The sequence below is a fragment of the Streptococcus hyointestinalis genome, assembly GCF_011039275.1.
GTDB lineage: Bacteria > Bacillota > Bacilli > Lactobacillales > Streptococcaceae > Streptococcus > Streptococcus hyointestinalis_A.
Map to the genome: position 1 here is coordinate 282,464 of NZ_JAAKGB010000001.1, position 12,755 is coordinate 295,218.

Genomic DNA, 12,755 nt, shown 5'->3' on the forward strand with positions numbered 1-12,755 from the left:
AACTTTAAGGTTCCATAGTAAGGTAATCGTATAAAGGAGATTTAACGAGCTGCAAAAAGTCTTCCTTAAACAGTCCCGGCGGTGTCGGTTTCTCTTGTGTAATCCAATCTTTAATAATCATCGTCGTCTGTTCCACGATGAGTTGGATGAGAACTTCGTCAGGCAAGTGAAAAATCTCACTCTTAGGGCGGATATTTCTCATGCCCCATTTAGTGTAGGTTGACACGATAAATCCTTCAAATGAGGGATCAATAGCAGAAGTGTATAAACAACTAATCCACTTTCTATTTTTATAAATAGTCGGAAGGACATTTTCTGCTACGTAGTCAAACGGGTTGACGTTGCTCGTCATATCATAATTATCGTAAATCTGATAGATCTGCTCGTCAATGAGATTATGGACATAGTCTATAATCTCTTGGAAATTTTTAAAATGTTTTTGATAGATGGCTTGCCGAGAAATACCAGCTTGTTCAGCGATTTCCACCATTGTGAAACTCGTCTTTTCAGGATGGTTGATAGCTAATTCAAAAAAAGCTTCAATAATTTTTTCACGTGTGTATTTTGCCATGATCACTCCTTAACAAATATTAAAACGTTTCCATGAAAAGTATAACTCTTTTTTGAAAACAAGACAAATAAATCAAAGAGAAAACCCTTACTTTATATTTACACTGTGTAAATATAAAAAGATTGCCTTCCCTTGAATATATGCTAGAATGAAACTGTGGGCGTTTAAGCTTATTTTAAGAAGGAGGAAAATAATGACGAAGCTAAGTAAAGTGATCGTCACCTTGTTATTACTTTTGGGTAGTATCTTTTCTGTAAAGACAGCGCTTGCAGATACAGTGGATATTACCGTTAGTAATCCTAGGTTGACGCAGAACAGTTTGAGAGGGGCGGACTCAACCGAATTTGCTTTTGATTTTGGGGTTCCTAACTCCGCAAAGTCAGGAGATAAAACGGTTATTTCATTGCCAGAGGAGCTGAATTTTCAGCGTAATCAAGAATTCAACGTCTATGCTCCTGATGGGCAAACCGTTGTAGCATCAGCGGTTATTGATACAGCAACGAAGACCTTGACCATGATCTATACCGACTACGTGGATACTCACGATGAGGTCACTGGATCTTTGTCAATGATCGTTAGGGCAGATACGACAAAGGTAACGACCAACAGAAAGATTCCTGCCTCAATCACAGTCAATGGTAATACCTTTACCATCGATAGTGGCGGTATTGACTACAATATCGGTGGTGATGAGGACAATGTCGATTTCTGGAAATATGGTTATGTTGATTACGACACGAACGAAATCACTTACCTCATCAACTTCAACACCAGAGGTGCTAGTGTATCAGATGTTGTTATTAAAGACCAGATCAACTCAGCAGGTTTGACTTATGTTGAAGGTAGCTTTAGAATCTCTGAAGGAACATGGCGTAAGAACGCTCAAAACTACTGGGCATTAGACAATGCGACAGATGTAACAAATAATTACAATATCGTACGCTCTGCCGATAACAATGCTTTTAGTATTAACTTTGGGAACATTTCAAAAGGTTACTCTATCAAGTATAAGGTGAAAGCTTCATACGATTTGGTAAACGGTGAACAGCTTAAAAATGCTGCCACTTACAATTCAAACAGCATTCAGATCAATGAATCTAAAAACACGGTTTACTATCAATCAGCTAACGGACAAGCCAACGGTTACAACTACGATTTGACGATTAAAAAGGTAAATGAAGCTAATGAACCTCTTGCGGGAGCAGAGTTTACGGTTACTCGTAAGTCAAATGGTCAAGTTGTTGGTACTCTCACAACTGGTGCTGATGGTACAGCAACGCTTAGCGGGCTCTTAAAGGATGAGTATGTCATCACAGAAACAAAAGCACCAGATGGCTATACGATTGCAGACCCTGTCACAGCAGTAGCTGACAATTCTACTGTGACCATCACAGATAAACGCTCAACGATTGACATTGCAGGAACTAAGACTTGGGACGATAATAATGACCAAGATGGTCTTCGTCCAAAATCTGTTAAAATCAACCTTTTAGCGAATGGAGAGGTTGTTGATAGTCGGACAGTAACAGCAGACGATAATTGGTCTTATAGCTTCACTGGTCTAAAACAATACGACGATAATGGTAATCAAATCGTCTATACGGTTGCAGAAGATCCTGTAACAGGCTATACATCAACGGTTGATGGCTATAACATTACCAACACACATACCCCAGAAACCACAGAAGTTTCTGGCAAGAAGACATGGAGTGATAACGAAGACCAAGACGGTAAACGTCCAAGCGTTATCACCGTTAACCTTCTAGCAAATGGCAAGAAAGTTGACTCACAACAAGTGAGCGCAGACAATAACTGGGCATACTCTTTCACTAACTTACCAAAATACGCAGATGGTAAGGAAATTGTCTACACTGTCACAGAGGACGCTGTTGACGGCTATACAACAACTATCAATGGCTACAACATCACCAATAGCTACACCCCAGGAAAGACTAGCTTCACTGTAACCAAGGCTTGGGACGACAACAATGACCAAGACGGCAAACGTCCAAAGACTATTGACGTGCAATTGTACGCAAATGGTGAAAAATCTGGCGATGTGGTTACCTTGAGTGCGGCTAACAACTGGACTTACACTTGGACTGGTCTTGCTCAAAAGGCGAAGAAGAAGGACATCGTCTACACTGTTAAGGAAGTCACAAAAGTAGATAACTACACTACAACAGTCGGCAATGTGGAAAACGGCAATGTGACGATCACCAACACACATACACCAGAAACCACAGAAGTTTCAGGACAAAAGACGTGGAGTGATAACGAAGACCAAGATGGCAAACGACCAAACTCTGTCACTGTTAACCTCTTGGCTAATGGTAAGCAAGTCGACTCACAACAAGTGAGCGCAGACAATAACTGGGCATACTCATTTACTAATCTGCCAAAATACGCAGATGGTAAAGAAATTGTCTACACTGTCACAGAGGACGCTGTTGACGGCTATACAACAGCTATCAACGGCTACAACATCACCAACAGCTACACCCCAGGAAAAACCAGTTTCACCGTAACTAAAGCTTGGGATGACAACAACGACCAAGACGGCAAACGACCAAAGACTATTGACGTTCAACTCTATGCGAACGGTGAAAAATCTGGTGACGTGGTTACCTTGAGTGCAGCTAACAACTGGACCTATACATGGACAGGTCTTGCTCAAAAGGCTAAGAAGAAAGACATCGTCTACACTGTCAAAGAAGTCACTAAAGTGGATGGATACACCACCACAGTCGGCAATGTGGAAAACGGCAACGTGACGATTACCAACACACACTCTCCAGAAACGACAGAAGTTTCTGGTAAGAAGACATGGAAAGATAGCGACGACCAAGATGGCAAACGTCCAAGCGCTATCACCGTTAATCTTCTAGCAAATGGCAAGAAAGTTGACTCACAACAAGTGAGCGCAGATAATAACTGGGCATACTCATTTACTAATCTGCCAAAATACGCAGATGGTAAGGAAATTGTTTACACTGTCACAGAGGACGCTGTTGACGGCTATACAACAGTTATCAACGGCTACAACATCACCAACAGCTACACCCCAGGTAAGACCAGCTTCACTGTAACCAAGGCTTGGGACGATAACAACGACCAAGACGGCAAACGACCAAAGACTATTGACGTGCAACTCTATGCGAACGGTGAAAAATCTGGCGACGTGGTTACTTTGAGTGCAGCTAACAACTGGACTTACACCTGGACTGGTCTTGCTCAAAAGGCGAAGAAGAAAGACATCGTCTACACTGTTAAGGAAGTCACAAAGGTAGATAACTACACTACAACAGTCGGCAATGTGGAAAACGGCAATGTGACGATTACCAACACACATACCCCAGAAACCACAAAAGTTTCTGGCAAGAAGACATGGAAAGATAGCGACGACCAAGACGGCAAACGACCAAGCGCTATCACCGTTAACCTTCTAGCAAATGGCAAGAAAGTTGACTCACAACAAGTGAGTGCAGACAATAACTGGGCATACTCATTTACCAATCTACCAAAATATGCAGATGGAAAAGAAATTGTCTACACAGTCACAGAAGATACCGTTTCTGGTTATGCGACAACAATTGATGGTTATAACATCACCAACAGCTATACCCCAGGAAAGACCAGCTTCACTGTAACCAAGGCTTGGGACGACAACAACGACCAAGATGGTCTTCGTCCAAAGACTATTGACGTGCAATTGTACGCAAATGGTGAAAAATCTGGTGACGTGGTTACCCTGAGCGCAGCCAACAACTGGACCTATACTTGGACCGGTCTTGCTCAAAAGGCGAAGAAGAAAGACATCGTCTATACTGTCAAAGAAGTCACAAAGGTGGATGGATACACCACTACAGTCGGCAATGTGGAAAACGGCAACGTGACGATTACCAACACACACACTCCGAAGAAACCAACAACACCACCAAAATCATCAAATAAAAAGTCAGGATTCCTTCCATCATCAGGAAGTCGTAGCGGCATTGTCCTATCTATTTTAGGAGCTATCATTGTCGTAGGCGCTCTTGCTGGTTTGGCTTATTACAAGGTGAATAAGTAGTCTTGTGAGGAAGTTGGTTAACACTTAGAGAGGACAAGTAGTCCTCTCTTTTTTGTGTTGATGAATCTATCATGTAGCTAAACGAAGCTAACACTATCTCTAAGCGTCTATTTTTGAGAAAGATAGCTCATTTGCTATACTAATGTAGTATACGTTTTCATGAATAGGAGCTAATCCATGCCAAAACCTGTTAGATACTTTTTGTACATCTGCTCTACTGTGACTCTCTCTAGGCCATGAGGTTTAGAGAGCTAGTTTTTCTTCTCTTTTTTTGCTATAATGAAGAGATTAAGATGACAAGGGAGAGACTTATGAGCTTTAAGGTTATCACGGATTCTACTGCAGACCTCAATGAAGAATGGGCAAAAAAGCATGCCGTTACCATTATGGGCTTGACCATTGAGCTGGATGGGAAAAGCTATGACACGACTGGGGACAATCGTATCAAGGTAGAAACCCTTCTTGAGCAAATGAAAAATGGCGCACAGCCAAAGACCAGTCAGGTCAATGTCGGTCAGTTTGAGGAGATCTTTAGACAAGCAGCCAAGGATGAGCAAGAGGTGCTGTATATTGCTTTTTCGTCTGTGCTGTCTGGGACTTATCAGAGTGCTGTCATGGCACGAGATTTGGTGTTGGCGGATTATCCTAAGGCTACCATTGAGATTATCGATACGCTGGCTGCTGCAGGTGGTGAGGGCTATCTTTCCATGCTAGCTGTAGAGGCTAGAAATCAAGGCAAGTCTCTTCTTGAGACCAAAGCCATGATAGAGGATATCCTACCTCGTCTTAGGACCTATTTCTTGGTGGATGATTTGCACCATTTGGTACGTGGAGGGCGTTTATCAAAAACAACGGCGGTTGTGGGTAGCCTAGCGAATATCAAGCCTCTTCTTTGGATTGATACTAAAGGGCGCCTAGTGCCATTAGCCAAAGTGCGTGGGCGCAAAAAAGGCATGAAAAAGATGGTTGAGTGCGCTACAGAAGATCTTGGACATAGCACAGCTGTTGTCGCTTATGCCAATGACCGTGAGGCAGCTGAGAATCTAAAAGCCAGCCTTCTTGAAAATGAAACCATCACAGAAGTCATTATCCTGCCACTAGGTCCTGTCATCTCGGCTCATGTCGGTCCAAATACTCTGGCAATTTTTACTATTGGCAAAAATGCGAGATAAAAATACTGAAAAAGCTTGCTAAATTGCGCAAAAAGGATTAGAATAATAGTGTTTGACTAAAAAGTCCTCCTGACATCCTAGGTGATGTTGTGTTGAGTGTGCTTTTTTCCGTATCAAAGAACCTCTAAGCTGTTTAGAGGGGGTGCTTTTGTCTCACGGCACCCTATCAAAACCATCTCTTGGAGATAAGCCAAAACATGCGATTTTGGTATGATGAAGAAAAAGTCGGTTAGAAATGACAGAAAAAAGAGTTCGGTATTCTTTTTTCGAGAAAGCATTTTTAACCGATTTTACTTTGGTAAAATGGGAAGTGCATCAATTTTCTGACAATTGATTGCAATTTACGATTGGCTTTGATATAATTGAGACGAATACAATCAAAAGGAATGAATAGATAATGGCGGATTTACTACAAAAAACACGAAAGATTACCTCTATTTTGCAACGCTCAGTAGAGAGTTTAGACGAGACTCTACCTTACAATACCATCGCAGCGCAGCTAGCTGACATCATTGACTGCAATGCCTGCATTATCAATGGCGGTGGGACACTTTTAGGCTATGCCATGAAGTACAAGACCAACAACGACCGTGTTGAGGATTTCTTTGAGGCAAAGCAATTTCCAGACTATTATGTCAAGGCAGCTAGCCGTGTCTACGATACAGAGGCAAACTTGCCGATTGATAGCGACTTGTCTGTCTTTCCAGTGGAGTCAAAAGACATCTACCCAGACGGTTTGACAACAATTGCGCCGATTTACGGTGGCGGTATGCGTCTTGGTTCTCTCATCATCTGGCGCAATGACAAAGCCTTTAGCGATGACGCTTTGATTTTGGTTGAGATTGCAAGTACCGTTGTTGGGATTCAATTGTTGAACTTGCAAACGGAAAATCTAGAAGAAACCATTCGTCAGCAGACAGCAGTCAACATGGCGATTAACACCCTTTCTTACTCTGAAATGAAGGCTGTTGCGGCTATTTTGGGTGAGCTTGATGGGCGTGAAGGACGCTTGACAGCTTCTGTTATCGCAGACCGTATCGGTATCACCCGCTCTGTCATTGTCAATGCCCTGCGTAAGCTTGAGAGTGCTGGTATCATCGAGTCACGCTCTCTAGGGATGAAAGGGACTTACCTCAAAGTGATTAACGAAGGGATTTACGACAAGATTAAGGATTATCAATAATGACCAAAGCACTGATTTCGATTGACTACACCTATGATTTTGTAGCCGATGATGGCAAGCTGACAGCAGGAAAGCCTGCACAGACGATTGAGTCTGCCCTAGTGGATGCGACGAAAAAAGCCTACGAGGCTGGGGATTACATCTTTTTTGCCATTGACGCCCATGATGAAAATGATCCTTTTCATCCAGAAAGCAAGCTCTTTCCCCCTCACAATATCAAGGGAACCAGCGGACGTCATCTCTATGGTGAGCTAGCTTCTCTTTATGACGCTATCAAGGAGGACAGCCGTGTCTTTTGGATGGACAAGCGCCACTACTCCGCTTTTTCAGGAACTGACCTTGACATCAGACTACGTGAGAGAAAAGTGGATACTGTCGTCTTGACGGGTGTGCTGTCTGACATTTGTGTCCTGCACACAGCTATTGACGCTTATAATCTAGGCTATCAGATCGAAATTGTTGAGAGTGCTATCGCTGCTCTGACAGATGAGGCGCACCAGTTTGCCCTCAATCATTTTCAACATGTCCTTGGAGCAAAAATCATATAAAAGCTAGGAAGTTCCTAGCTTTTTTGCTTAGCGTGGTTAGGAGAGATTTCCACAATAAGCTAAAATGTGATAAAATAGGAGAGACTAACATAGAGGAGAACGAACATGAAAATCTCAGAAGCAGAAGTGCGTCATGTTGCCAATCTGTCGAAGTTGTCTTTTTCTGAGGAAGAGACAACAGAGTTTGCAACGACTCTTTCAAAGATTGTGGACATGGTTGAGCTTTTAAATGAAGTAGACACCACAGGTGTGCCAGTGACCACGACCATGGCAGACCAAAAAACAGTTGTGCGTGCGGACATTGCCCAAAAAGGAGAGGACCGTGACCAGCTCTTTAAAAATGTCCCTGAGCAAGAAAACTACTATATTAAAGTACCAGCGATTTTAGAGGATGGAGGTGACGCTTGATGAGTTTGACACACAAGTCAATTGATGAATTACATGAGCTTTTGGTCAATAAAGACATCTCAGCGGTGGAGTTGACCAAGGACACGCTTGAGAGTATCAAAGCGCGTGAGGACAAGGTGGATTCTTTTATCACGGTGGCTGAGGACGCTGCGCTTGCGCAAGCACAGGCAATTGATGAGCGTGGGATTGATGCGGAAAATCCTTTGAGCGGTATCCCTCTTGCTATTAAAGATAATATCTCAACAAAAGGTATCCTCACCACAGCAGCCTCTAAAATGCTCTACAACTATGAGCCGATTTTTGATGCGACAGCGGTGGAGAAGGCTTATAGCAAGGATATGATTGTCATCGGAAAGACCAACATGGACGAGTTTGCCATGGGGGGCTCTACTGAAACATCCTACTTCAAAAAGACCAAGAACGCTTGGGACCACAGCAAGGTGCCTGGTGGCTCATCTGGTGGTTCTGCGACAGCAGTTGCCTCTGGTCAGGTGCGTCTCTCTCTTGGTTCTGATACTGGTGGGTCTATTCGCCAGCCAGCTGCCTTTAACGGTGTTGTCGGCTTGAAGCCTACCTATGGTCGTGTTTCTCGCTTTGGGCTTATCGCTTTTGGCTCATCGCTCGACCAAATCGGACCTTTTGCTCAAACGGTTAAGGAAAATGCGCAATTGCTCACAGCTATCTCTGGGCATGACGTTAAAGACTCAACCTCAGCGAACTGTGACTTTGAGGACTTTACCGCTAAGATTGGTCAAGACATCAAGGGCATGAAGATTGCCTTGCCAAAAGAATATCTAGGCGAAGGTATCGCACCAGAAGTCAAAGAAACTATCCTCAAAGCAGCTAAGCACTTTGAAAAATTGGGTGCTGTCGTTGAGGAAGTGTCTCTGCCTCACTCTAAATACGGTGTCGCTGTTTACTACATTATCGCTTCATCTGAAGCGTCATCCAACTTGCAGCGTTTTGACGGTATCCGCTACGGCTATCGTACAGAAAACTACCAAAACCTTGAGGACATCTATGTCAATACCCGCTCAGAAGGTTTTGGCGATGAGGTGAAGCGCCGTATCATGCTTGGGACATTCAGTTTGTCATCTGGTTATTACGACGCTTACTTCAAAAAAGCAGGGCAAGTGCGTACGCTTATCATCCAAGATTTTGAGAAAGTCTTTGCGGACTACGATTTGATTTTGGGACCAACAGCGCCTAGCGTGGCTTACGATCTTGACTCGCTCAATCATGACCCAGTTGCTATGTACCTAGCAGACATCTTGACTATTCCGGTCAATCTAGCTGGGTTACCAGGGATTTCAATCCCAGCAGGCTTTGTAGAAGGCTTGCCAGTAGGGCTACAATTGATTGGACCAAAATACTCAGAAAGCACCATCTACCAAGCAGCTAGTGCTTTTGAGGCGACAACGGACTACCACAAGCAACAACCGATTCTTTTTGGAGGTGAGAACTAATGAACTTTGAAACCATTATCGGACTAGAAGTCCATGTTGAGTTAAATACCGCATCAAAGATTTTCTCACCATCTTCAGCCCACTTTGGTGAAGATCCAAATGCCAATACCAATGTCATTGACTGGTCCTTCCCTGGTGTGCTACCTGTGATGAACAAGGGTGTCATCGACTACGGTATCAAAGCAGCGCTTGCGCTCAATATGGACATTCACCAGCACATGCACTTTGACCGCAAGAACTATTTCTACCCAGACAATCCAAAGGCTTATCAAATTTCGCAGTTTGACGAGCCAATCGGCTACAATGGCTGGATTGAGATTGAGCTTGAGGACGGCACGACCAAGAAAATTCGTATCGAGCGTGCCCACCTCGAGGAGGACGCTGGGAAAAACACCCATGGTACAGACGGTTATTCTTATGTTGACCTCAACCGCCAAGGCGTGCCTTTGATTGAGATTGTATCTGAGGCGGACATGCGTAGCCCAGAGGAGGCTTATGCTTATCTGACAGCTCTCAAGGAAATCATCCAGTACACAGGTATCTCAGACGTCAAGATGGAAGAGGGCTCTATGCGTGTGGACGCTAACATCTCGCTACGTCCTTACGGTCAAGAGGAATTTGGTGTCAAGACCGAGCTTAAAAACCTCAACTCCTTTAACAATGTCCGTAAAGGGCTGGCTTACGAGGTTGAGCGTCAAGCTAAAATCTTGCGCAGCGGTGGGCAAATCCGTCAAGAAACACGCCGCTATGACGAGGCAAATAAAGCTACTATCCTCATGCGTGTCAAGGAAGGCGCAGCTGATTACCGCTACTTCCCAGAGCCTGATCTTCCGCTTTTTGAGATTTCTAACGAGTGGATTGACGAGGTTCAAAAGACCTTGCCAGAGTTTCCAAAAGAGCGTCGTGCCAAGTATGTGTCTAGCTATGGTCTAAGCGCCTACGATGCGGCGCAATTGACAGCGACTAAGGCGACCTCTGACTTCTTTGAACAAGCAGTGGCACTTGGCGGTGACGCTAAGCAAATCTCCAACTGGCTGCAAGGTGAGGTGGCACAGTACCTCAACGCACAGGCTAAGACCTTGCCAGAAATCGCCCTCACACCAGACAATCTGGTTGAGATGATTGGCTTGATTGAGGACGGCACGATTTCGTCTAAGATTGCCAAGAAAGTCTTTGTGCATTTGGCGAAAAACGGTGGCTCTGCACGTGAATATGTCGAGTCATCAGGTTTGGTACAGATTTCTGACCCAGCCGTCTTGATTCCAATCATTCACCAAGTCTTTGAGGACAATCCAGCAGCCGTCGCTGACTTCAAGTCTGGCAAACGTAATGCCGACAAAGCTTTTACAGGCTTCCTCATGAAAGCAACTAAAGGACAAGCCAACCCACAAGTTGCCCTAAAACTTTTAGCTCAAGAATTGGCTAAGTTGAAAGAAGATTAAAACATAAAAAACAGCAAGAAGTTCTCTTGCTGTTTTTTAATTTTGTGCGACTTTACATAGATTTTACATAAGCTAGTACTTGCATTTGATAATAGCGGGATAAAATAAGCTTGTAACAAACATCAATCACTGCTCTTTAGAGAGTACAAGAAGAAAGGATTTCTTATGTCAAAGAAGACAATGTTTTCAGTTGCTGTTTTAGCGAGCTGCTTTTTCTTGCCAGCCTTGGCTGCTTGTGGTAAAAGTGCGTCGAGCGCACAAACCATTAGTGTCGTCTCTCGTGAGGAGGGCTCAGGGACACGTGGCGCTTTTGTGGAGCTGTTTGGCATTGAAGAAGAAAAAGATGGTGAAAAAGTGGATTTGACAACGTCTAGCGCCATTGTCACAAACTCCACAGCTGTCATGTTGACGACAGTTGCTGGAGATGAGCAGGCGGTTGGCTATACTTCGCTTGGAGCTCTTGACGATTCGGTCAAAGCGGTGTCTATCGATGGTGTCAAGCCAAGTGTGGCAAATGTCGAAAACGACAGCTACAAGATTTCACGTCCCTTTAACATCGTAACAAAAGCTAAAGTGAGCGACGCTGCACAAGATTTCATTAACTTTATCATGAGTAGTGATGGTCAAAAAGTGGTGGAAAAAGATGGCTACATCCCAGTTGAGGCAAGCAGCACTTACACATCAACTGTAGATTCTGGCAAGGTTGTTGTCTCTGGCTCAAGCTCGGTAGCTCCTGTCATGGAGAAATTAAAAGAAGCTTACGCTAAGGTGAACGCTAATATCAAAGTCGAAGTGCAACAAAGCGATTCCTCAACAGGAGTGACCGCAACTATTGACGGCACAGCTGACATCGGTATGGCGTCTCGTGAGCTCAAAGACTCTGAAACCAGCCAGGGCGTGACAGCGACTGTCATTGCAAAAGACGGTATCGCCGTTATTGTCAATAAAGAAAATGACGCCAAGAGCCTGACCAGTAAGCAAGTCAAGTCTATCTTTACAGGCGACACCACCAAGTGGAGTGACGTCTCTAAATAGGGAGTAACATGAATCAATTGAGAGAAAAGGGAATGCAGGTCGTGTTTTTGCTGACTGCCTGCATTTCTGTTTTAGCTGTTGTTTTAATCTGTATCTTTTTATTTGCTAGTGGTGTGCCAGCCATCAAGGAGATTGGTCTTTCAGATTTTCTTTTTGGGACAGTGTGGCGACCAGCCAACAATCTTTATGGTATTTTGCCCATGATTTTGGGTTCCCTCTATGTGACGGCAGGGGCTTTGGTTATTGGTGTACCTCTAGGTGTTTTGAGTGCGGTTTTCCTCGCTCAATTTTGCCCTAAGCCCCTCTATAAGCCACTAAGAGCGGCAATCAATCTGATGGCAGGTATCCCGTCAGTTGTCTATGGTTTCTTTGGTTTAGTGGTGTTGGTGCCATTTGTTAGAAATAATTTTGGTGGCTACGGTATGGGGGTCTTAACAGCGTCTATACTACTTGGTATCATGATTTTGCCGACCATTATCACCGTGTCAGAGTCAGCCCTGCAGGCAGTGCCCTCTAGCTACTATGACGGAGCTGTGGCGCTTGGGGCTAGTCATGAGAGAAGTGTTTTCTTTGTCATGGTGCCTGCGGCAAAGCGTGGGATTTTAGCAGGGATTGTACTTGGAATTGGACGTGCTATCGGTGAGACTATGGCGGTGATTATGGTGGCGGGAAATCAAGCCATCATCCCAGACTCGCTGACCTCTGGTGTCAGAACCCTAACAACCAATATCGTTATGGAAATGGGCTATTCGACTGACCTACACCGTGAGGCGCTGATAGCAACAGCCGTTGTGCTCTTTGTCTTTATCCTGCTCATCAACCTGACCTTTTCAGTCTTGAGCAGAGGAAAGGAATAGT

General features: G+C 44.1%; 10 protein-coding genes. 9 read left to right on the top strand and 1 reads right to left on the bottom strand.

Features of this window, described 5'->3' with window-relative positions; translation table 11 throughout:
- Nucleotides 1–4: 4 nt before the first annotated feature.
- On the bottom strand, nucleotides 5–571 hold the full coding sequence (locus G5B60_RS01545; protein WP_164682265.1) for a TetR/AcrR family transcriptional regulator: 567 nt from the start codon (nucleotides 569–571) through the stop codon (nucleotides 5–7).
- A gap of 193 nt (nucleotides 572–764) precedes the next feature.
- On the opposite strand from G5B60_RS01545, the gene G5B60_RS01550 reads away from it, so the two are divergent.
- The 9 genes from G5B60_RS01550 to pstC all read left to right on the top strand — a co-directional run bounded on the left by G5B60_RS01550 (nucleotide 765) and on the right by pstC (nucleotide 12,754).
- A complete protein-coding gene (locus tag G5B60_RS01550) occupies nucleotides 765–4,643 on the top strand; it encodes a Cna B-type domain-containing protein (protein ID WP_164682266.1) in 3,879 nt (1,292 codons plus the stop codon).
- Nucleotides 4,644–4,954: 311 nt separating this feature from the next.
- Nucleotides 4,955–5,815, top strand: a complete 861-nt coding sequence (locus tag G5B60_RS01555; protein ID WP_164682267.1) for a DegV family protein — start codon at nucleotides 4,955–4,957, stop codon at nucleotides 5,813–5,815.
- A gap of 397 nt (nucleotides 5,816–6,212) precedes the next feature.
- Nucleotides 6,213–6,998, top strand: a complete 786-nt coding sequence (gene codY, locus G5B60_RS01560; RefSeq protein WP_164682268.1) for a GTP-sensing pleiotropic transcriptional regulator CodY — start codon at nucleotides 6,213–6,215, stop codon at nucleotides 6,996–6,998.
- Nucleotides 6,998–7,546 (top strand): cysteine hydrolase family protein, encoded by a 549-nt coding sequence (locus G5B60_RS01565; protein ID WP_164682269.1) that lies wholly within the window; start codon nucleotides 6,998–7,000, stop codon nucleotides 7,544–7,546. Before codY ends, G5B60_RS01565 begins: the two co-directional genes overlap by 1 nt.
- 105 nt (nucleotides 7,547–7,651) lie before the next feature.
- Nucleotides 7,652–7,954: an Asp-tRNA(Asn)/Glu-tRNA(Gln) amidotransferase subunit GatC gene (gatC, locus tag G5B60_RS01570; protein WP_164682270.1), complete on the top strand. Its 303-nt coding sequence runs from the start codon at nucleotides 7,652–7,654 to the stop codon at nucleotides 7,952–7,954.
- Nucleotides 7,954–9,420, top strand: coding sequence for an Asp-tRNA(Asn)/Glu-tRNA(Gln) amidotransferase subunit GatA (gene gatA, locus G5B60_RS01575; protein ID WP_164682271.1), 1,467 nt, complete (start codon nucleotides 7,954–7,956; stop codon nucleotides 9,418–9,420). Before gatC ends, gatA begins: the two co-directional genes overlap by 1 nt.
- A complete protein-coding gene (gene gatB, locus G5B60_RS01580) occupies nucleotides 9,420–10,862 on the top strand; it encodes an Asp-tRNA(Asn)/Glu-tRNA(Gln) amidotransferase subunit GatB (RefSeq protein ID WP_164682272.1) in 1,443 nt (480 codons plus the stop codon). Before gatA ends, gatB begins: the two co-directional genes overlap by 1 nt.
- A 165-nt stretch (nucleotides 10,863–11,027) precedes the next feature.
- Nucleotides 11,028–11,897 (top strand): substrate-binding domain-containing protein, encoded by an 870-nt coding sequence (locus G5B60_RS01585; protein ID WP_164682273.1) that lies wholly within the window; start codon nucleotides 11,028–11,030, stop codon nucleotides 11,895–11,897.
- An 8-nt stretch (nucleotides 11,898–11,905) separates the two neighbouring features.
- Nucleotides 11,906–12,754: a phosphate ABC transporter permease subunit PstC gene (gene pstC / locus G5B60_RS01590; RefSeq protein WP_164682274.1), complete on the top strand. Its 849-nt coding sequence runs from the start codon at nucleotides 11,906–11,908 to the stop codon at nucleotides 12,752–12,754.
- The last annotated feature ends 1 nt before the right edge of the window (nucleotide 12,755 follow it).